Source organism: Pseudoalteromonas sp. ESRF-bin5 (assembly GCF_002632075.1).
Classification (GTDB): domain Bacteria; phylum Pseudomonadota; class Gammaproteobacteria; order Enterobacterales; family Alteromonadaceae; genus Pseudoalteromonas; species Pseudoalteromonas marina.
The window spans coordinates 1-23,334 of sequence record NZ_NTLW01000139.1; the positions used below are offsets into that span (position 1 = coordinate 1).

Consider the following 23,334-nt stretch of genomic DNA (forward strand, 5'->3'; position numbering starts at 1 on the left):
GGTATTTCGATTCGAACTGGCGAACAAGCTTTTGAACGGCCATTTTGGAAGACGAAACTCGGCCAAGATGAACAGGTTGCGCACCTCTATGTTCTTCAATATAGGCAACTTCATTGAATTCTTTATGTGTATCAAGACCGATAAAAAGTATGCTATGTTTATTCATGTTAGCCTCTGCTGTTTAGTTAATTGACAAACTAATTATGGCTCTGGCTTTGAATTAAGCTAACCCACGAAAAGCGGAGGCTAACACCGTGTGGGAGTCATTATGTCTAAAGTATTCATTGACGAAGCCTGGTTTGCTTACTCTTTGTTTCACCCGAGCCTGCGTTACTACTCAGCCATTCATGCTGGAGCCGATTATGTCACTCATTCAGCACATAAAGTGGTATCGGCGTTTTCACAGGCGTCTTATATTCATGTGAATGATCCAGACTTCGATGCAGATTTTTTTAGAGAAATTTACAGTATTTACGCCAGTACATCGCCCAAGTATCAGCTTATTGCCTCGCTTGACGTATGCCAAAAACAATTGGAAATGGAAGGCTATAAATTACTTAATGCCTTGTTAAACCATGTCGACGAATTTAAACAACAAATGGCATCGTTGAAATACATTAAAGTGCTGGGTAAAGACGATTTTATGGAAATATTTCCACACTTTAGTGAAGATAATATGGGTCACGATCCACTAAAAATCCTTATCGATATTAGTGAATTACCCTACTCATTAAAAGACATTCATAAGTTTTTATTAGATGAAATTGGCCTAGAAATAGAAAAATACACTCACAGTACAATTTTGGTATTATTAACGCTTGGTGGTACTCGTTCAAAGATTATTCGTTTATACAATGCATTAAAAAAACTTGATAGTGGGAGAGTAAAACTAGCCAAATCAACAAGGCGCTCTCGCTTGCCAGAAAGCTTACCAGCCATCGATTTAGCGTGTATTCCAGGCGATGCTTTTTATGGCGAACGCGAGTCGGTGCCTATTGCTAAAAGCAATAATCGTATTTGTGCTGGTTTAGTTACCCCCTATCCTCCAGGCATACCGTTATTAGTTCCAGGGCAACACATCACTGAAGAACATATCGAATACTTAAAAGAGCTTGCCGGTCAAGGGTTAACTATTCAAGGTAGCTTTGATGGTGAAATTTATGTTCTAAAAGGTAAAATAGAAAAATAACAAGTATTGGACCCATTCACTTAATTAAGTGAGCTATTTTGAGGCTGGAAAAACGTGTTGATAGCTAGGCAAAAATATCACTATTTAGTTGCTCTAAATGAACATTTTGTAACGCAGGTAGCGACATGTTTAGCCTCGAAAAATGATTAAGTATTATTGCAGATTAGTATTACATACAATATTCTACGAGAAATTTGTCAGCAGTTTTTAAACCCTGCTGATGTTATTTTCAAAACCAAATACTTTTCTATTGGACAGGCCTTATTTTATATAGCCAACATTAATTAAGCGATTAAATACAAACAACGCCTGAGTGTGCCATATAACTCGTTGATATCGATTGGTTTAGGTACATGAAAGATGAAACCTTGCTGGTAGTAATGTTTTACGTCTTTATCCATTACATTGGCTGTTAACGCAATAATAGGCAAATTTGGCAGTATTGTTTTTATCTGTTGATTAGCCTCAATCCCATCCATAACCGGCATATGAATATCCATAAATACCAAATCAAACAACTCTAGTTGAACTGCCTCAAACGCAAGTAAACCATTTTCGACAATTGTAATATCGGCATTTGTTTTAGCCATCATGGCTTTAATCAACACTTGGTTAATATTGTTATCTTCAGCAATAAGTATTTTTTTACCCTTTAAATTAGGCGCTTTAAACGATTTTTTAGGGGCTTTATCTGCTATGTTATTTGCTTTAGGTAATGGTAATTTAATCGTGACAGTTGTACCAAGCCCTTGCTTACTTTGGATATCGATTTCGCCGCCCATCATTTTAACTAAGCTGGTGGTAATAGACATGCCTAAACCTGTCCCGCCATATTTTCTTGTTGTAGAGGAGTCTGCTTGAGTAAACCGCTCAAAAATGTGCTCAGTAACTTCCTTGCTCATACCTATTCCTGAGTCTACAACCTCTAGATATATAGCCTCTTTACCTTCAAAAACTTTACTGCTCGCGTTTATTTTAACACTTCCCTTATCTGTAAATTTAACCGCATTAGAGCTTAAATTTAATAGTATTTGCTTAACTCGAACTAAATCACCTACCCAATATTCGTAATAACTTTCATCTTTATTTACGGTAAAGCCGATACGTTTTTCACTAACTAAGGAGTCTAAGTCATAGGTTATAGAATTTAATACCTCAGTTAATGAGAATGATGCTTTTTCTAACTGTAGTTGGTTGGACTCTATCTTAGAGTAATCTAAAATATCGTTAATAATAGTTAAAAGGCTTTGTCCCGAATAAGAGGCATTTTTAAGTACTGCCCTTAACTCTTCAGGTAAATTAATATTTTTTAACAGTTGCAAACCACCTAGAATTGCATTCATAGGGGTGCGAATTTCATGACTCATATTAGCCAAAAAGTCACTTTTTGATTGTGCAGCATTTTCAGCAGCTAACTTTGCATCGAACAATTTTCGTATTGCATCTACTTTTTCGGTTACATCGTAATTTACACCAACTACTTTTATGGCAACGCCATGCGAATCTCTCAATATCTCTGCACTTGCTTTAATTGTCCGGATATTTTCATCAGGGTGTACAACGCGAAACTCTGGGTCGTAAATGCCTACCCCGTTGATTGCTTCATCCAACATACGTTCATTATGTTCAACGTCATCGACATGAACTCTATCAAGCCATGCTTGGTATGTGCAGGAAAACTCTAACTCTGAGATGCCGTATAATTTGTACATCCAAGAATCCCATACTAGTTTTTCTGTTTTTAAATCTAACTCCCATACCCCAATACCCGCAGAGTCATTGGCTAATTGCATACGCAAAGCAAAAGAATCCACCTTTTCTTTCGCCGTTTTAATTTGTTGCTCACTCTGTTTTTGATGAGCTATATCTTGAACGACAGACCAAATAAATGTTTCACCTTTGCTATCTGTAATTTTTATACCCGATAATAATACGGGATATACATTGCCGTTTTTATGTATGTATTCTTTTTGATACGGCCCATACTGGCCATATTTAGCAAGTAATTCTAGCTGTTCATGTTCTTGTTTCTCGTACTTTTCAGGGGTGAGCTGCCAATAGTCCATTTGATTTAGCTCATCAACGCTATAGCCTGTGATTCTGCCAAACTCCTCATTCACAAACTCAAAGCTGCCGTCAGATATTGAATTAATTGCAATACCAACGGGTGCCAAATCAACAAACTTTTCAAACTTTTCTTTTTCTCCCAAAAACGCTTGTTTAAATCGCTGCTTTTCTGAAGCTTCGGTACTGATTTTTTTTTGGGCTATTTCTATATCGGATATGTCTCGACCAACCGCCAATATTAATTGACTGCCCTCTATGAATAATCCAGTCAAGTTAACTAAACAGTTAAACGTTGTGCCATCTAAACGCGAATGTATCCATTTAAAACTATGAAAGCCCTGTTCTATGGCGCAATTTATATGCGCTTTAGCTAAAACATCTGAACGATTACCACAGGGTTGTAACTCGGGTGACAAGTCAGCAGGACTAAGGTTTAAAAAGTTGCCCATGCTATTAACACCGTGCATATCAATAGCTGCTTGGTTGCATTCTATAAACTTACCTGAGCTTAAATCGATAACTGAATACGCGTCGGCCGAAGCGTCAAAGATTTTTTTGTACTTATCTCGTTCATAAGTAAGCTCAGCAATCGCTCGCTTTAGTTTTGTGTTTTCTTGCTCTAGATTATTTTTACTGGCAGGCACTACTTCTAACTCATTAACTACGCGTTTTACATAGTATAGAAGCGATGAAAAAATTTGGCAGCTTAATTACAGAAAAATCAATTATCTAAAGAGTTTATGCAAAAAAATCATTAACTATTTTCTACACAAACACAGCATTTGATAACTAACTTTCTATTAACTCAGAGCTATTTAAAAACTCAGCCATAGTGACCAAACGTTTACCAACAATAAATTGAACACTCGCATTAACCCATTTCTCAGAAATGTTCTTATAATTTAATTTAGCAAATACCCATGCTGTAGCTATAAAAAGCAGTACTGACGACAAAGAGTAAAACCAAATCATGTGCAGCTCTAAATACTGATATAAATCAATTCCAAAAAGTAGATCAAACCCAATAAAAACATAAGCAAGATAAAAGGGAACTGACATAAGTAGCAACTTGGTCAATTCTAATTTATGAGAACAAACACGGTAAAAATCTTTTTGTAGTTGGTTAACTGGTTTTGAATAGTCAATGTTTGAAATTAAAACAATTTGGCCAATATTTCCTGCAAGCCCAATGATGGCAAACAGGTTGAGGACAAAGCCTGAAATTATTGGCGCTGAAAAAGTAAAGCCTGCAGCAATATACTTCCACAACAGTACAATAATAATAAGAAACACACAGCTTTCAATTATTCGTGCCCATTTCATTTTATTAAGTACTTTTATTTGTTTATTTATTTTTATTTCAGCAAGCTTTGCTTGATTAATTTCAATAGCACTATGTGTATCAGTGCTTTGTTGTTGCCAAGCGCTTTTAAAGTTATCTAAATTCATGTTAAGAATCCCGTGTTTCAAATTGAAGTTTTAATGTGTGTTTAATTCGACTAATTCGCGTAGCAACATTGGTTTTACTGATCCCTAAGCTATTCGCTATGCTTTCGTAAGATTCACTCTCTAAATAAAGGAGCATAATCGCCTTATTTAATTTATCGAGTTGACCAATAAACTCATATAACTGCTTTACCACCTCGTTACTCTCATCTTCTTGCGATAAGTCAGCAATCTTCACTATGCACTCTTCATTTGCTTTATCTTCTCGCCGACTGTCTTTTCGGTAATAAGATATAGCTACATTCAGCGAAATTCGGTACATCCACGTTGAAAACTTATAAGTATTGTTGTAATTATCATAAGCTAGCCACATCGTTGTTAATATTTCTTGGGCTAAGTCTTGTCGGTCATCTTTGTTTTGACAGTATGAATTCACAATTTTATAAATAATGCCTTTATGTTGCTCCATTGCTTGAGCAAATTGTGTTTTTTTAATTGTGGTCATTTACTGGTTAATCCATCACTTTTTCTTAATTTCATAATATTAAGACTTTAAAGTTTGTTTATTTAATAGCATAAAGCACTCTAGCCCTATTTACGGGTATGCCTTCGATATGTTTTAAATACTATTTAAAACATATCGAGCCTAAAATAATATCTACTTAATTTATTACCTAGTTATTCGCAGCAACTGCGAAATAATCACAAGTTTAAATAAAAAAATTTAATTGAAGTATTAAACGCGTTCTTATCTCTCTATTTTTAGTCGATGGTAAACATTGCTGAAGAGTCTTAATTAAGTGGGTTTAATATTTAAACGGTGGCTTTTAACCTCTTTGATAAGGTTAAATAAACTGAAGTATTTTTTGATAGTAGCTAGCTAAATATACATAAAATTAGTGCTTAAAATAACCTGTTTGTAAAAAATGTACAGTTTGATAAGCAACATTTTCGTTGTAGCGCATTTCAGAGTGGCTTACGTTAATTGTAATAAAATCATGCATGTTCGCTAATTTAGTGGATTCAACCGATACAAGCCCATCATTAACACCATTAAATTTATCGTTAGTTAAGCTAAACGACTTTGTACCTGCTATTACGCCAAACTTTACAGTTAACTCTCCCAAATTATTACCAAGGCTATTCACACCTGTAACTAATGATTTGCTGATGCCGCCTCCTAAAGTAATTAACCAAGAGTTTTTAAAATGATCAGCCAGTTCACTCCCTTTATTTGGCGTGCCTATTAAAACGCTATTTCCTATAGCCACATTTTTTAGTGTGTGATTAGCGTTTTGTAAATATGCTCTAATTACTAATCCACCTAAAGAATGCCCTACAAAGTGCACTTTTGAGGCATTGATAATACAGGCATCAATTTGTTTTGTTGTGTCTTTCAATACTGCCTCAACACTTTCGCCAATTGTTGCGTAATCTAAACTGCATACTTTATACCCTGCTTGCTCTAGCCTTTGAGCTAATTTCCACATGGCCCAATCGCTTCTTCCTAATCCATGTGCCAGCACAATAAGATCTTTATCAATATCATCGCCCGACGAAGCTTGGTTCGTATTTACGCAACCTGTTGCTGTAAAAAGTGTAATAAACAACACAAATGTAATTTTTAATAGCATTATCTAACCACCTAAATTTTTACGCATCGAACTGAAAACATATACTCTTTATTAAGCTTCGCACGGCGAATTTCGCCCTTGTGAGAGTTCCACCACGAATAAGCAAGTGTTCTTGCATAAGCCTCAGAATTAGTTGCATTTGTGCTTGTCCAAAACTCGGTATACATACCCTGAGTGATATACCAATTTCCTAATTTGCCCCCCGCAGGCATAGCAGAAAAGCCGTATTTATTTACTTGCAATTGATTAAAACGCTTAAAAATAGTGTCGGGTTGCTTTACTTTTAACGTAATTGCCACGTCGTCTTGTCCACGCCACCCAAGTTTATCCACGTCTGTTTTATCTATTCCTATAGCTATCTCTAAAGCTTTGTAGTCTTCATCAGAGGCGACTCGCCATCCTTCTGGGCAAAGGTTTCGCGTATCTGTTACGTCATACCAATCGTAAAGCCTACCATAAATAGCTAAATTACTTTTATCATCATTAGGTATAAAGCCAGTATTAACCTTTGAGCCATCTTGAAACTTAGTCACACGAAGGTTTTCAGCTAACCATATTTGTTTACCAATCGTAACTGTTCGATAAATATTACCTTCATGATCCTGAACCAACGCGCTATTTATTGATGGTTGTGAAGTGTTTTGTTCGCTAATAAGTTCATTCTCTAACGTTGTTGAGGCCGACATAAATACTCCCAATATATAAATGAAATGTTTCATAGGTGAGGTGCCCGTCAAGTAAATATTGCTTTCTACAGTTGCCATTTAAATGCTGTTTGTTGTTCCGAAAGCGTCCATATTTTTGTTAAAACCTTTTTATCTAACACAAATGATTCGAGCTTACATTCGCCTACAGGGCCGCCAAAGTTTAAAAACCCGGTTGGTCCGTAGTAGGCATGCTGTTTTAGGTTACTTTGAGCTGCGCACATTACTTCTGGATAAGCGCCTTTTTCAGCTGATTGAGCAACACCCAGTTTGACCATAAATGACCACGATAACCTAGTAGCAAAACTTGCTGTTTCCCTAATTAATGATGTGTTTGATGCCCCAGGATGACAAACATACACTTCCACATTTTTATCGGCCGCTTTAACTTTATTTTGTAGCTCGTAAGCAAACATCATTTGCGCCAATTTACTTTGGCTATACACTTTATTTGCGTTGTAATTTTTATCCCAGTTCATGTCTTCAAACTGAATTGTTTTAAGCCCCATTTTGTGCCCTTCACTCGACACCACAACAATACGTCCCTTCGATGTGTTAATTCGCTCAAACAACAAACCGCATAATAAAAAATGGCCATAATGGTTAACGCCTAACTGGCTTTCAAAACCATCTGCTGTAAATTGTTGCTGCTCAACTTGCGCTATTGCACCATTACAAATTAGTGCGTTAATTTGAGGTACTTTTATCAAAATTTCTGTGCAAGCAGTGCGTACTGATGTCAAATCGGCTAAATCCAATGTTATAAAGCTGACGTTTGCCCCGCTGCCAAATTCATCCTTGAGCTTTGTAATTGCCAGCACAGATTTACTTGGATTACGATTTAGCATAACAACATTAGCTCCCTTAGAAAGTAATATGCGAGTTGCTTGAAAGCCTGCGCCTGTATTTGCTCCCGTAATTAGATAAGTTTTGCCATGCAAAGCGCTTAAGTTCTCAGGTGTCCAGCCGTTAGGCCCAAATTGATTTTTTTGCGTCATAATGTTGTCCGAGATGAATAACGTTAATTTTGATATGCAGACATTATAATCTCAGCCACACATGCTAAAAGGCTTAATAATCCTTAAAACATGCCTATTTGTATCACCTTGTTGAGTTACACAAACTCTAATGCTAATTTTACCACCTGTTTAACGAGTGATTATTGACTATGAGTAAAGCCAAAATACTACAACTAATTAATAGAAAAATGAATGAAAGCGGCATGGTACAAACAGGTATTGAAGGCATTCAATTATTTAAAATCACAGACCCTATTGAATGTTCACCAGCGGTCTATGAACCTTCTGTCACGGCTATTGTTTTAGGCACAAAAGAAGCTATTTTAGATGGCAACAAACACTTTTATGACAACACACAATACATATGTTGCACAATGCCTATGCCTATTGAAGCCGGCACTCCAAAAGCCTCGACAGATAACCCATTAATAGGTGTATATATTTCGATAGATACAGGAATTATGACCGAGTTAGCACTCGAGATTCAAAGCGCAACTAGCACCCAACAAATACCTAACGTGAGTTATCCTTCACAAAGTATTTTAACTGCCAATTGGGACCCTAACTTTACCGATGCGTTATATAAAATGTTGTTGCTCGACGATGATGCTATTGATTTAGCCATATTGAAGAAAGCACGCTTGCGTGAGCTATATTACGCGCTGTTAAAAGGTCAAGCAGGCTATGCGTTTAAACGGGCATTTGGTGTGGGTAACGAGATTGCACGTTCAATTGCATTTTTATCCTCTCATTTGCATGAAAACATAACTATTGAAGACATGGCTAGCCAAATAGGTATGAGCCGCGCTGTATTCCATCGTAAATTTAAACAAGCAACTAACATGTCCCCTATTCAATTTGTTAAATCAATGAGGCTTAATCATGCTGCCATGAAAATAACACAAGGAACCAATGTCAACGTTGCAGCCATGGAAATGGGTTATGTAAGCAGTTCTCAGTTCAGCAGAGAGTTTAAAAGAATGTATGGCTTATCGCCCAAGCAATGGAGCCAACAAAATTAGCACAATAAAAGCGATATTTTAACGGCTTATACATGTAAAAGAGTGAGTACCTAACTTGTGAAAAGTTATACTTATTAGCTTAGTAACATTGCATAACCCAACTTATTTTATGGTTCATGAATAATTTTATAACGATCTTTGCCAGACTTTTTAATTTGGTACATTGCCGCATCTGATTTTTTTATTTCATCATCTATGTCAGTGCTATTGTTTGGTGATACCACGTTTAACCCCATACTTACGGTTACATTTATTGTGTTTTCACCTTCAACGGGCACTTTAAGATCTCTAATTGAATTTACAAGTTTTTCGGCAACGGGTTCAGCATCGTGGATTTCTTTTAAAATAACAGCAAAAGCAAACTCTTCACCACCAAAGCGGCAAAATACATCATCAATTCTCAATATGTGCGTTAATATGTTTGCTAATTCAACAAGTACGCGATCACCCACATCATGACCATAGGTATCGTTAACAGCTTTAAAGTTATCAACATCAAATAATCCAAACGCAATTATACCCCCACGCCTGACACTTCCTTTGACTAATTTATTAACTTGATCTGAAAAAAAGCGACGATTAGGAATTCCAGTTAATGGGTCAAAAAACGCTATTTTTTCAAGTTGAGACTTAGCTTGTTGTAATTCAAATGTTCTTTCTTGTACTAAATTTTCTAGGTTAACTTTTAACTCTTTTAAATCTTTATTTCGTTTTTCTAACTGTTCGGTTTGAAATTTACTTTTTGAAACATCCCGTTGAATTGCTGCAAAATGAGTAACCTCACCAAACTTATTTTTCAACGGAATAATATTCATTTCAACCCAATAGGGCCTTCCTCTAACATCATAATTTAACAGTGTTTCAGTTACTTCTTCTCGACGCTCTAGCGCAGCGTATATTCTTTGTTTGCCTTTAGAATCGGTCAAATCACCTTGTAAAATTCGAGGCGTTTCACCAATAACTTCTGCTGAGGTATAGCCAGTGAGTACTTCAAAAGCCTTATTTACGTAAATTATTTTAGGCCCTTCAGGGTGTTTGATATTTTTTGCATCGGTAATAACAACCATGTCTTGCGTATTTTCGACCACATCTTGAAATGAAATTTGCTGCTTAGCGTCAGAAATATCAGTGATGGTAACAACAATAAAGTTTTTATCATTATCGTGGCCTTCAAAGTAAGCGTTAGCCATAAACCAGCTTATGTCTTTTTTTGCCCCGCCAACAACACCTATAATTTTATTAACTACTTTATTTTTTGTAGCTTTAACAATATTAACTGGATAATCATCAACAGACATTAGATTGCTTTGCTCGTCAATGAGTGTCCAATTAGGGTCATAAGTGTCTCGCCCTATTGCTTGCTCGTAATCTAAATTTAGTAACTGCAAACCGATTGGGTTTATGTAAACAATTGATGTATCCCAGTTATGAATAATCACACCTACTTGTGCATACTCAAGTAAGTTTTTAAAATTTAAATCACTGATACCATTCATGAATGATCTCATTTAAAAAAATATTAATACCAAAAAGGTAGTAAACAAATAGAGAAAATGAAACCAATTAGTACCTAATTTAATTTAAAAACTGCTCATTATTTAAACCTTAAAAATAAAAAAGCAAGCCATAGTGGCTTGCTTTTTGTGCCCGTTCAAAGGCTACACACTTTCAACATAAATTTTAAAAACGGTAACTAGCACCAAACGTAATACGACGGTCTGTAAGGCCTTGGAAACACAATAACGACCCTTCGTTAACACAAGACTGGCTAATTTCAGACTCAGTAATATTTACGGCTTCTAAGCCAATATTAAGCTGCTCATTTACATCGTAGCTAATACTTGCATTAAGCTGACCACGGTCCTCTTGCACTACAGGGAACCCCCATGGGAAGCTTGACGTGCTACCAAAGTCGTTTGAGCGGTAACCTTCACGCCATGTGTAACGCATACGTGTCGATAAACCGAACTTTTCGTAGTATAGAGTAAAGTTATACGCATTTTCTGATAAGTTAAGCAAACCTTGTATTTCGCTTACTTCAATACCCGGTGTACCGGTGCTTGCAGCAAATACGTTACTCGCTCTTGAAGTAGCCTTATTGACTGTTTCCCCGCCCGAGAACTCTTGAATTGTGTAATTAGCTAAAACACCAAAACCCGACGCCCATCCTAAATCTTTTTCAAAGCTAGATAGGTCATACTGGAACGCAAACTCAATCCCTTTTTGGGTTGTTTCGCCAGTGTCATTTACTTTTGTCTCAGTACCTACACATACACCACGACCATTTTCAGGACCAAACACGTTAATGTCTGCAATTGGGTTAAATATGCCACCCCCTTCACATGGGTCTGTTAAATCACGATAGCCTGTTACTGGGTCTTCTACCGGCGATGTTAACTGATTAACATGAAGTTCTTTACGCGTTTTATGGAAAATACCTACACTAAATACGCTCGCTTCAGTAAAGTACCAATCTGCTGATAAATCATAAGATAATACTTCTTCTGGTTTTAGTGCTGGGTTACCAAATTCAACTTCATCATTTGGGCTCGTGCTATAAGTAATAGAAGTAGATAAGTCGTTATAATCTGGACGACGAATGTCTTTACCTGCACCAAAACGAACCACTACATCTTCTGACACATCGGCAACTAAATTTAAACGTGGTAATACAAAGCTATAATCTGATTCATTTGTAATACGCGTTACTAGCTCATTGCCACTGCCGTCTTGCGTTACAGAGTTACCTGTCGATTCAACATCAGTTTGAATATAACGTAAACCAAAGTTACCGCGGAACATGTCGTATTCAAAGTTAGCTTGTGCATAAAAAGCGTGGGTAATTTCTTCAATATCAAAAAAGCCTGAAGAACTTGACGTTGGTGCATTTAGCGTACGGCTAGAGCCATGAGTTTGTAATGCTTGCTGAAGTGTTGCAAGTACTGCATCTGGGTCTGATGCCACGAGTTCGGGGTCAATCAGTAAAAAATCGCCTATGTATAACGAACGACCATCAGCCTCATTAAAGTTATCAGGACCGGCAACTAAAAGATCAGCGAATAAATCACCTCTTGGGCTATCTGCCATAGAGCGCAGACCAACACTTGATGTGATTTCGTTTTGCTTACTCGCCGATTTGCTGTAACGGTAACCAAAATCAACAGAGGTAACTATTGAGTCTGTGTAATATGTTGAATCTATACGGAACGCATCTTCAGAGTTCTCAACGGTATCTTGACCAATGTTTACATCACGTAGTACTACATTTGCAGGGTCAAGTAATTGCTCAACCGTAGGCGCATATTCAGCACCTTGTGCAATACCAAAAGTAAGTGCTCCACCTGACAGGTCGTATTCAAAAGGCACACTGTTATCATTACCGCCACCAGCATCTAAAGGTGCATTAGGGTTAATGAAGTTAAGTGTAGTATTAAAGCTTGGTGTTGTTGTATCAGAAGATGACGAAGCAACCTCAGCGCTTACAAACCATTTATCACCTTGCCATTCACCGCCTAGCCTAAAAATATTACTGTCGGTAACACGAGAATTTGTATCACTCGAAAAACGTAAATTTGGATCGTCATCATCATTTGCTAAATTAACTGGGATTACACCGCGTAAAGCCGCTTGAATTGAACCTAAATTAGTTCCACCTAAAGAACCTAGATTAATTGTTTCAAATTCATCAGGAACCGAAATGTCATTCAATGCACTCACACCCGACGCTTGAACACGAGAGCTCTCTTGACGACGTTCCTGATCGTTTACAACCGCATCAAAATAAAACTTAGTATTGTCATTTGGTGCCCACTCAAGCGTACCTACAAAGTTCTTTGTTTCGTATTCGTAGTTATCGTAGTCTTGGACAAAAAATTGAATAGGTAAAAAGTCAAAAGACTGTGCACTGGCTACTCCACTATCAGAGGTTACAATGTTGTCTCTGTCTGCACGAGGGCGAAATGCTGTTACGTCTTGCTCGGCATAACTGCCGCTTACTAAAATACCAAACTCACCAAAGTCGCCTTCCCAGTTATCTGCAAAAGTTCCAGAAAAACGAGGTTGTAAGCCACTATCAGTGCTTAAACTACTATTTTCGCCCTGTACTCTAATTGTGGCTAATTGTTCACCTAGTTGGAGTGGACGTATTGTTTTAAGGTTTATTGTTCCGCCTACTGAGCCTTCAATTGTTTTGGCCTCAGGAGACTTTATAACTTCTAAACTAGAGATAATAGAAGCCGACACATCTTCAAAGCTAATGCCGCTGCGTCCAGAGCCTGAACCCACAGTTGAAACACCATTTATTTCAGTACGGTTTGCATCGGTACCACGAATTTGAACACCCGTACCTACACCAGCCTGACGCGTGATCTGAATACCCGTTACGTTCTCAAGTACTTCAGCTAAATTTTGATCAGGTAACTTACCAATATCCTCTGACTGAATAATTTCTACAAGGCTGTCTGCTGAACGTTTTTCAGCAAGCGCATTAGTTAAAGACTGACGTATACCAGAAACTTCAATTACCTCTAAGTCATCCTTAACATTTTTTGTCTCTTCCTGCGCATGAACAGATAAAGACATATTCATTGCCGTTGCAGAGATAACCGCCAGTGTGATTTTTGATAAATTATGATTCATAGTTTTTTCCTGTGTGTGTGAAACGCTATGCTACTTGTTACTTTTCATACAAAATTGAATTAATGTATTACAAAAGGTTAACTGAATATTTACACTCAAAACCAAAAAGGTCAACCACGCTGTAAGTCAAATATTATAAAATAATTCAAGTTTGTTATTACCAAAAACAAATTCCCCATACCTGACAACTACAAAAAAGTAGGAAAAAAATACAACCACCTGTAAAACATATAGTTTTCAAATCAGGCGTGCAGCACTATAGTAGTAGTTAAATTGTATTTTTAAGTTCATTATTCCGTTATATTATTTAGCTATAAACTGAAAGCTTTTAATTATAAAAGTATAAAAAGCCTTTAAATTGGTTAACCAATTGAAAATCTATTAGACTTTTGGCTAAAATAAAAAGGTACAAAAATAAAACAGACTAATCGCATTTACGCTTATAAAAATGCAAAGGCGTTTTTTTGGCTTACAACAAAGGCTGTAAAAGTTGAATTGAATTTAATCTGCGACCAGTTTAGATGGTTTAGTTTAGAGAAGTCAGTGATAAAGGTATGCACATCCACCTAGATACAAAAAAACCCCAATTAGTTAAACCAATTGGGGGTTTTTATAAGTTACTAACTTTTACAGTTTATAACTTAAACCTAAGAATAAACGTGGGCCGTAATCGTTTACTTCACCTAAGTTATCTTCAACAAAAAAGTCTTGAGATTTAGGAGCACTAAATAAATTAATTGCCTCTGCTTTAACTCTAAAGTGCTTGTTAATTTTGTACGATGCACGCATTTCCCATACGCCTACCGAATCAACATAACGTAAGCGTGTACCATTGCTTGTATAAGGTTGGAAATACTCACTACGGTATTTGTAAATAACCGCAGTATCGAAGCCACCTATTTGGTAATAAAGTTGGCTGCTAAATACATGCTTAGAAAACCCTGGTACAGAACCTGGCTCAACAATGCCTTCTTTAAGCTGAGTTGTATTGCCATCAACGTCTGTTACAAATGTATCACCGTATAGGCTGTCTTCAAATTCAAAATCAGTGTCGGCATAGTTATAACCAAACTTAACACCTATACCATTGTCCCAACGGTATGAGAATGATGTTTCTAGGCCTAAAATCTCACTCTCTTCGTCGTTTGTTACTGAATTTGTAATAGGTAATGAAACGGTTTCCCCCCCTACAACAAAGTCTTCAATAACTGTGCGCTGTTGAAAGCCGCCTTGGAACTGTTTGTAGTATAGGCTTAATGCAAAAATTGAATCTTCATTAGGGTACCACTCAAATGCTGCATCGTAGTTCCATGACATTAGAGGCTGCGTATCTGGGTTACCAGAGCCGTTTACACCCACTAACAAGTCACTAATTGTAGTGGCCGTATCAGATGTGTCTTCTTGAAAAGAGCGGCTATAACCTAAATCAGATGGGTCTGCACGCGACATACCACGGTAAATACCGGCACGTAATAAAATATCTTCGCTGTAATCGACCACTAAGTTAAAGCTAGGTAAGAACTTGGTGTAATCACCGCCCCCTTTTATTTTATCAAGAGTACCTGTGTCTGATTCAACAAGAGAAAGAATCCCTGTATCACTGGTAACAACGTCAAAACTATTTCTAAAACCAATTGATGTGACTTCAGTATCGACAATACGCAAACCAAAGTTACCACGAATGAACTTACCAAACATTTCTGTATCGTAATTAGCCATTAAGTAAGCAGCCGTTGTTTTTTCAGTTACGTCAATGGTTCCTGCGTTTTGGTATTCAACCTCAGGGTATTCAAATACTCCACCCTCATTAGACGCGACAACGGCTTGAGAAAAACACTCATTATCGTAAGTCGCCCATGAAGAGCCTGTCCCTGTGTCTACCACATTGCCATCGCTATCTACATGCGTGATGATATTTCCATCTGACACACTAGACAAAAAGCCTGATTCAGGAAAATCAATTTGACAACCTTGAAGCACATCGAGCGCTTCAGCACCTGAACCTAAAGTAAATTGATTACGAGAGCCGTTACCGTTCGTTCCACCAAATTGTGTAAAGCTAAGCTCTGAGGTACGGACGCCACCTTGAATTGTGGTGAACATACCGCTATCAACTAAATAGTCAAAATCTAAACGAGCAGACACAACTTTGTTATCTCTCACGTTTTCACGGTCAATACGCGTTCTTAAGCTGTCTGTAAAATTAGATATATCTGTTACGTCAAAATCAGTAAGCGTAAAATGTGGGATGTTATCGCCCATATCCCACGAGAAGAAATTACGTCCAGCGGTTCTGCCTCGGTTAGAAATTTGCAGTTCTTCACGCGAGGTTTTTGAATACGCTAAATCTAAATCAATGGTCAGTCTATCATTTACAGTATGTTCGATATTTAAGCCGTAACCACGGTAGTTTTCTTCACGAGAAAATTGCTCACCAGCAGACTCAATACGTTCTTCACCTTCCCAATGTAAAATGCCGCCTACATCGTTAGTGACAAGTGATGGGCCGGTTACACCTGGTGTTGCGCGCTTTTGTAAGAAAATTAAATCATGGCGTGCTTCTCGTTGCGTTCTATCAGAAATTTGGCTATCAAAATTAATATCCCATTCTGCAGACGGCTGGTACTGAAAGGCAAAAAATACCGCGTCACGCTCGTCTGACGTTTCGTTTTGACGAAAGCTTCGGCTGCTGCCAGTCCATGCGTATGGAGTACCATCACTCACGGCTTTGCCTGTGTCAGGGTCAATTTCTGTGTCATAACCTTGGTTATTACTTCCGTTTACTTGATCCTCACAATCACCTGCACTACTGCGGTAAAAACCTTCATTCGTATTTGTTGGATCATTTAAACATGCCCAAAGAGACGAACCTGATGGGCTAGAGCTTCGGTATTCTGCTTCTGGCTGCGAAATATCTTGTCGTTGCACACCAAAAGAAAAGCCAACTGCCTGACCATTATCAAACTCAAACTGGTCAACATAGCTAAATGTGCCACGATAACCTAAATCGCTTTGTAATGAGTTATCTACATTACTCTCGTCAGGGTTGTAGTTAAGTTTAACCTCACCTTGCAAACGCTGCTTGCCATAATCCAATGGGGTAACCGTTTCAAGTGCGATAACACCCGCAACACCACCTTCAATCATCGAAGCATCTTGGGTTTTATAAATAGCTACTTTTTTTACAAGTTCTGATGGAAATTGTGAAAAGTTTACTGAGCGGTCACCGCTACCATTGGTCGCTTCACGGCCGTTTATGTGTGTTGCACTTAAAAATGGGCCTAGGCCGCGAATGGTAATTTCTGTCGCACCGCCATTTTCACGATGCGATGCTGCGCCTGTAATAGACTCTAATGCTTCACCTATCGATAAAGCAGGTAAATCACCAATATCTTCAGATGAAAGACCATCAACAACGGTTGTGGCTTCGCGCTTTATGGCTATTTGATCTTGAATTGTTCTGCGTGTACCTGTAACACTGATGATTTCTACATCAGGCTCGACCTCAGTCGCTTTTGCTTGTTCTTGTTGTGCGTGCGCTGAAAATACACATGAGCTTGCTACACCGGCAATAGCGGCTGTTCGTACCCATTTAGCTACCGGGCTCAGTGCGAATTGACCTGAACGCATTTTATTATTTTTTGAAGACTTCAACGACATTTTATGCTCCGTTGGTTATTGTTGTGTGATTGTTGTGTGTTGACTTGTTATTCATCTGTATAAGTTATGTGACAACTGTTGTTAATATACTCAAGTAACCACGGATGATCAACCAATTTTACAGCCAAAGCATTACCAATTAACATACCAATTTCCACAAACCAGTATTACCAAGGGGTCAGGCGGCTTTATAATGAAAAATAATTAGAAAAGCAAACGCATTTTTCGGTCATATTTTACTCACAGGCATAAAGAAACCCCAAAAAAGGGGCTTTTTAATTAAGAGTGTTTACTTAGGTTAGTCGTTATTAACAACCCATGTTGAGCCAACACCTACATCACTCGCTTGAATGTAGTAAAGCCCTTTTGCACCTGCCACAGCTTGTAAACCTGCTGGGTCGGTTTCAAGTAATGTGCTTGCTGCGAATACATATTCAAGTATTTCTTTACCGTTTGCAGCTGGGTCTTGATCAATAGCGCCATCGGTATCAAATGAGCCGTTACCATTTAGGTTTCTGATTGCAACCCAATCGCCACTTGTATCACCAGATACACGGCTATCCATGTAACCAAAGTTGTTGCTTAATACTGATGTATCATGCTTGATTAAATCACAGTCGTATTCAAAAGCATGGTCGCTATCAAGCGTATTTGGATAGAATAATCCTTGTGTTAAGGCGCTACTTTCAATGGTATCTGCATCAGTTTGATCACCTAAGCCATTAGCAATAAGGTTTCCATAAAAGTTTATGACAAATGCATTTTTAGTTAAGCCATAGAGTACAGGAGCATTATCCACTGTAAGTTCATCACAATCACCCACAGGGGCACGAGAACCTATTTCAGTACTAAACACGATTGGTTGCTGAGAGTTCAAAACAGTGTTGTTAGTTACCGTTAATGTGAAATCACCCGCCGCATCTAATACAGCTTGATTGCCTGAGTTTGGTATACCGCCATCAGCTTGAGAGAATGGATTTGCTGTAAATACAATTCCACCAGCCTCTTTATTACCAGAACGAATACCTGCAATGTAGTTGTTACTAACTGTGTGGCCTAGCGGTGTAATTAGCACACCAGCAGGACGATCGCTAGAGCTTGCAATATCAGTGGTACGAATAATAACGTTGTCTGTCACGTTATTAAAACCACCATCCTCTAGTGAAATCCCGCCATTAGGGTTAACCACAGTGTTACCTTTAATAGTTGCACCCGATGTTTGCACACGCATTAAACGACGACCGGTTACAAAGTTTTCTACTCGATTATATTGAATAGTAAAGTTTGCATTGTCAGCTGCATCTGAACCGGTAGTACTTCCCGCATTAATTAAATGAAGGCTTGAGTTACCAAAATTTGGATTCGCACTGGTGCCACTAAATAAATTGTATTGAACAACATGGTCGCTGCCTGATGAAGCAATTTTAATAACGGAGCCATTTTCAGCATTATCACGATTACTAAATGTATTTCGCTCAATTAGCGCGCCCGTACCTTTGATCATTAACCAGTGGTAAGTCGAATTATTTAACTCGGCTTCATCGCCATCCATAGTATTTTGAGTAAACTCGAAGTTATTCCCTTCAGAATAAATAATTGCACTTTCTTGCGTTTCACAAAATGAGCCTGATTTTGTATCTATATTTTTAAACGTAAGGCCTGTTAGCGCTGCACCTTCTACACCTGAAGCAACGTGAATACATACTTCGCCACTAATAACTGGCGTTTGTTCTTCAACAGCGCGAAGCGTTACACCACTGGTGAGTAAAACTTCATCCATATCAGCGTAAACACCGGTATTAAGGCCAACAACATCACCATCAGCAAGGCCGCCACTTACCGCACTTAGTAGCTCTGTTGGTGAGCTAACAAGTTGGGAATAAATTACCGTCTCTAGTGAGCCACTTACAGAACCCTCAAATTCGTCGTTATCGGTATAAGAAGCACTCACAGATATAATTGCACCCGCATATGCCGCAGGTGAAAACGTATTACTGTTTGTATCGGCTACTTCAACGCCATCGGCAAACCAGCTATAGGTAACATTTGTTTCTTCAATACCATTATTATCTGTTAGTTGTGCTGTTAATTCACCGCTAACTAAGTAAGGTGATGTGCCTATAATTGTAATACTTCCCGCTTCATCAACCGCAACAGCCGATACGGGAATTGTTTTTTCTGATGTATTATCTTCTACAAAACCATTGTCATCTGTATAAGTCACTTGTACCGATACAGCTTGCCCAATTAAAGCAGCCTCTACAATATATTCGCTTTGGGTTGCACCAACTATTTCTTCATCGTCAGCAAACCATTGATAAGTTACTTCGCCAGATACACCATCCATATCAGTAATATCAGCACTAAGCGTATTACCCACTGTGGGTGTGCCACTAATTGCTACATCACCTTGCGCATTAACACGCGCAACAGGCGCAGTGCCAACAGATGTCACTGACTCAGCAAACCCACGATCGTCTTCAAACGATGCTGTAACGGTGATCACGCTATTAAACTGTGCTTCTGTAAGCATGAGTGACGAAAGAACCTCTCCCTCAATTACTACGTCATCCGCCAACCACTCGTATACAACTGTTAAACTATCAAAACCATTTTCGTCTTCAACATTCGCGGTCAGCTCTGACCCGATAAGTGCATCACCTGTTATTGTTACGCTTGCTGGAAATGCAATGGCTGCTACGTCAGAGGTCGGATCTGAAATATGTGACTCGTTAACACCACCATCATCAGTATATTTAGCTTGAGCTGTGATAGCTAAACCAATTTGATCGTCCGTAAGCGTAAACGATGCGCTATTAGCGCCTTCTATTACTTCGTTATCTGCATACCAAAAATAAGAAACAGTTCCTGATATACCATCAGGATCTGACACGTTTGTTGTTAATGTTTGACCGCTTGTGGCTGTTCCTGACAGAGCAATAGAGCCCAGTTCGTTGTCATTGTTGTTTGCGTCAGTGTCACAACCAACTATTGCCGCTGCAATAGCGCATAGTGCAAAGTGTTTTAAATTCATGATGCCTCTATTCTCCATTTTATAGGTTAAATATTTGGCCAGCTATTGTGTGTGTTACCAAATAATCATATTAGTTGTTACCAAATTTACTTTATTTGAAAATAATTTGTTAACCAACTTGGTCATATAACCACAATAGAAATGATATTTCCAGCTTATTTACTGAACTCAATGTACCTTTTTACCTATACAAGGCACATAGGTAACCCACCAACCTATTTAAAGGATGCATAAATGTACAAAAATCAGCATTGACAAAAAAGAAATTTTTACCAATTGGCTTTACAATAATGACACTAAAATACAAATGACTATTTAACTAATGAGCGTATTAATAGAATTGCTAGAACAAGAGATGAGTAATTAGTTGAAAAGGAAAGTAACAGAGAAAAGCTTTCTCTGTTACTAAATAACCGAAGTGAAGGGTATCGAATTAGCTTAGCGCTGAATTATTAAAATAATCAACGGGTTCAATCGAACCTAAAGTAACGGGAACTCGCTGGTGTAAATCGTCAGGAGTTATATCTAAAATTCGAGCGCCTCGCGATGTGGCTTTGCCTCCCGCATTTTCTACGAGCATTGCAAGCGGGTTGGCTTCATATAAAAGCCTAATTTTGCCATTGTCATTACCAACGCGTTTATCCTGCGGATATAAAAATAAGCCACCGCGACATAATATCCGGTGTACATCACCTACCATTGCCGCATTCCATCGGATTGAGCTTTTTTCAAAGCTTTCAGATGTGTAAAGCAACTTGTCAAAGTACACTTGTGTAGGCTCATCCCAGTAACGATAATTTGCCATATTTACGGCAAACTCTCGGCTTTGCGAAGGAATTTGTAGTTGTGGATTAGTGAGTAAATACCCACCATGTGTTGAGTCAAGGGTATAACAGCGTGTTGGCCCACCGGTGGTCATTACGAGCAATGATGAAGGGCCATATAATACATAGCCTGCACACACTTGGCTTACACCCGGTTGGTTAAACTGCTCATCACTGTCAAAAGGTACGTCGTCTCTTGCCAAATAAATAGTAAATATTGTGCCTATTTGACCATTTACATCGATATTAGAAGAGCCATCGAGTGGATCAAAAGCAACAATAAAAGTGCCTTCAGGGTGGCCACCAACCGCATGATCTTCTTCTTCAGAGGCAACGGTTCTTACAGAGCTGTCGTCAAGAAGAATATCTTTAAGTAATTGGTTGGCAATTATGTCTAGTTTTTTTTGAACTTCACCCTGAATGTTTTCATTCATTGTGGAACCCAAAACACCTGCAAGTTCACCTTGACCAACCCTAAACGCAATCTCTTTACTTGTGGCTAAAATAGTACGGATAAGTAAAATTAGATCCGTTCTTACACCATCTTCTTTTAATACTGTATTGAGTCTTTTCATAAGCTATACCGATTTACACAATTAAGATCTTTAAAGCACTGGATAAGTCTTGCTACCATATGCTGCTCAGAGTGACGAAGCCACACGCGTGGGTCATAGTACTTTTTGTTAGGTTTATCATCACCGTTAGGGTTACCAATTTGACCTTGTAGATAGGCCTCGTTGCTGTTGTAGTAATCTAAAATACCGTTCCAACATGCCCACTGCGTATCGGTATCAATATTCATTTTAACTACACCATACGTTAATGACTCTGCAATTTTTTCTTCCTCTGAACCACTGCCACCATGAAACACAAAGTTAATTGAATTACTTGGTAAATTGAATTTTTTAGACACGTAAGCTTGTGAGTCTTTTAAAATAGTAGGCGTAAGGACAACATTTCCTGGTTTATAAACACCATGCACGTTGCCAAAAGAAGCGGCAATGATAAAATTAGGACTAATAGCACTTAAGCGTTCATAAGCGTAAGCAACATCTTCCGGCTGCGTATAAAGCGCTGAGCTATCAAGGTGAGAATTATCAACACCGTCTTCTTCTCCGCCTGTACAACCAAGCTCAATTTCTAGTGTCATCCCTATTTTAGCCATGCGTGCTAAGTAGCGCTCACATATCTCTATGTTCTCTTCTAGCGGCTCTTCAGATAAATCGATCATGTGTGAGCTAAACAACGGCTTACCTGTCAATCTAAAATGCCTTTCACCCTCATCCAACAAACCATCAATCCATGGTAATAATTTTTTGGCTGCGTGATCGGTATGAAGCATAACGGGGATTTCGTAGTGCGCCGCAACACTATGTACATACCTAGCTGCGCTCACCGCACCAAGTACTGCACCTTGTTGTTCTGGTAATGATAGGCCTTTACCACAAAAAAACTGTGCACCACCATTTGAAAGCTGAATAATAACCGGTGACTTCATTTCTTTTGCAGCCTCAAGAGTTGCATTAATTGAGGTTGTGCTAACTACATTTACAGCTGGCAGCGCATACTGGTTAGCACGCGCATGGTTATATATTGCACTTACCTCGTCACCCACTATTACGCCAGGTAAAATAGTTTGAGATAAATCGTTCATTTTAGCGCTCCCTGCTATTTTATTACTTGAATACATGAGTCTGTAATAGCTTGCCAGTTTTCTTGTGCAACCCATTCCTTTTTAGCAACCCATGTACCACCTACAGCAAATACGTTATTTAAAGAAAGATAATCCATTTTGTTACTTTCACTTACCCCACCCGTTGGGCAAAAGCTAACCGTTCTAAATACACTCGATACAGCCGACACAAACGGAGCCCCTCCTGCTAACGATGCAGGAAATAATTTTTGCTCCTCAAAGCCATACTCTAGCGCCATTAGAATATCACCGGTATTTGATACGCCGGGTAAAACAGGAACACCACATTTTGTGAGTGCAGTTAGTAATTTAGGAGATACCGCTGGGGTTACAATAAAATCAGAACCGGCTTCAATTGCTTGCTGTAAAATAGCTTCGTTAATAACGGTACCTGCGCCAACTTT

Annotated in this window: 15 protein-coding genes and 1 pseudogene; 2 read left to right on the forward strand and 14 right to left on the reverse strand. The window is 38.3% G+C overall.

What is annotated here, in order from left to right; translation table 11 throughout:
* A pseudogene (locus BCG07_RS07670) lies at positions 1-166 on the reverse strand (IS110 family transposase); the annotation flags it as partial.
* Positions 167-256: 90 nt separating this feature from the next.
* Here BCG07_RS07670 and BCG07_RS07675 point away from each other — a divergent pair.
* On the forward strand, positions 257-1,189 hold the full coding sequence (locus BCG07_RS07675; RefSeq protein WP_502694050.1) for an Orn/Lys/Arg family decarboxylase: 933 nt from the start codon (positions 257-259) through the stop codon (positions 1,187-1,189).
* 284 nt (positions 1,190-1,473) lie between these two features.
* Here BCG07_RS07675 and BCG07_RS07680 read toward each other — a convergent pair whose 3' ends face one another.
* The 6 genes from BCG07_RS07680 to BCG07_RS07705 all read right to left on the reverse strand — a co-directional run bounded on the left by BCG07_RS07680 (position 1,474) and on the right by BCG07_RS07705 (position 8,038).
* On the reverse strand, positions 1,474-3,900 hold the full coding sequence (locus BCG07_RS07680) for a PAS domain-containing hybrid sensor histidine kinase/response regulator (protein ID WP_286889639.1): 2,427 nt from the start codon (positions 3,898-3,900) through the stop codon (positions 1,474-1,476).
* A 145-nt stretch (positions 3,901-4,045) separates the two neighbouring features.
* Positions 4,046-4,705, reverse strand: coding sequence for a hypothetical protein (locus BCG07_RS07685; protein ID WP_286889641.1), 660 nt, complete (start codon positions 4,703-4,705; stop codon positions 4,046-4,048).
* A gap of 1 nt (position 4,706) precedes the next feature.
* Positions 4,707-5,207 carry an RNA polymerase sigma factor gene (locus tag BCG07_RS07690; protein WP_286889642.1) on the reverse strand — a complete coding sequence of 167 codons (501 nt, stop codon included), beginning with the start codon at positions 5,205-5,207 and terminating at the stop codon, positions 4,707-4,709.
* A 391-nt stretch (positions 5,208-5,598) separates the two neighbouring features.
* Complete coding sequence (locus BCG07_RS07695) at positions 5,599-6,336, reverse strand: alpha/beta fold hydrolase (protein ID WP_286889644.1); 738 nt, start codon at positions 6,334-6,336, stop codon at positions 5,599-5,601.
* 11 nt (positions 6,337-6,347) lie between these two features.
* On the reverse strand, positions 6,348-7,022 hold the full coding sequence (locus BCG07_RS07700) for a fibrobacter succinogenes major paralogous domain-containing protein (RefSeq protein ID WP_286889646.1): 675 nt from the start codon (positions 7,020-7,022) through the stop codon (positions 6,348-6,350).
* 65 nt (positions 7,023-7,087) lie between these two features.
* Entirely contained in the window at positions 7,088-8,038 is a 951-nt protein-coding gene (locus BCG07_RS07705; RefSeq protein WP_286889648.1) for an SDR family oxidoreductase, read from the reverse strand.
* A 170-nt stretch (positions 8,039-8,208) separates the two neighbouring features.
* On the opposite strand from BCG07_RS07705, the gene BCG07_RS07710 reads away from it, so the two are divergent.
* Positions 8,209-9,081 (forward strand): AraC family transcriptional regulator, encoded by an 873-nt coding sequence (locus tag BCG07_RS07710; protein ID WP_286889649.1) that lies wholly within the window; start codon positions 8,209-8,211, stop codon positions 9,079-9,081.
* A gap of 107 nt (positions 9,082-9,188) precedes the next feature.
* Here the strand turns inward: BCG07_RS07710 and BCG07_RS07715 are convergent, their stop codons facing one another.
* The 7 genes from BCG07_RS07715 to eda all read right to left on the reverse strand — a co-directional run.
* On the reverse strand, positions 9,189-10,577 hold the full coding sequence (locus BCG07_RS07715; protein WP_286889650.1) for a diguanylate cyclase: 1,389 nt from the start codon (positions 10,575-10,577) through the stop codon (positions 9,189-9,191).
* A gap of 184 nt (positions 10,578-10,761) precedes the next feature.
* On the reverse strand, positions 10,762-13,719 hold the full coding sequence (locus BCG07_RS07720; RefSeq protein ID WP_286889652.1) for a TonB-dependent receptor: 2,958 nt from the start codon (positions 13,717-13,719) through the stop codon (positions 10,762-10,764).
* A 627-nt stretch (positions 13,720-14,346) separates the two neighbouring features.
* Positions 14,347-17,379 carry a TonB-dependent receptor gene (locus BCG07_RS07725; RefSeq protein ID WP_286889653.1) on the reverse strand — a complete coding sequence of 1,011 codons (3,033 nt, stop codon included), beginning with the start codon at positions 17,377-17,379 and terminating at the stop codon, positions 14,347-14,349.
* A 298-nt stretch (positions 17,380-17,677) separates the two neighbouring features.
* Positions 17,678-20,413 carry a poly(beta-D-mannuronate) lyase gene (locus tag BCG07_RS07730; RefSeq protein WP_286889655.1) on the reverse strand — a complete coding sequence of 912 codons (2,736 nt, stop codon included), beginning with the start codon at positions 20,411-20,413 and terminating at the stop codon, positions 17,678-17,680.
* A gap of 433 nt (positions 20,414-20,846) precedes the next feature.
* Positions 20,847-21,812, reverse strand: a complete 966-nt coding sequence (locus BCG07_RS07735) for a class 1 fructose-bisphosphatase (protein WP_010558054.1) — start codon at positions 21,810-21,812, stop codon at positions 20,847-20,849.
* On the reverse strand, positions 21,809-22,891 hold the full coding sequence (gene fbaA, locus BCG07_RS07740) for a class II fructose-bisphosphate aldolase (protein WP_286889658.1): 1,083 nt from the start codon (positions 22,889-22,891) through the stop codon (positions 21,809-21,811). The genes BCG07_RS07735 and fbaA overlap by 4 nt, the downstream gene beginning before the upstream one ends.
* 14 nt (positions 22,892-22,905) lie before the next feature.
* A partial coding sequence (eda, locus tag BCG07_RS07745; protein WP_286889660.1) for a bifunctional 4-hydroxy-2-oxoglutarate aldolase/2-dehydro-3-deoxy-phosphogluconate aldolase occupies positions 22,906-23,334 on the reverse strand: 429 nt, incomplete at its 5' end.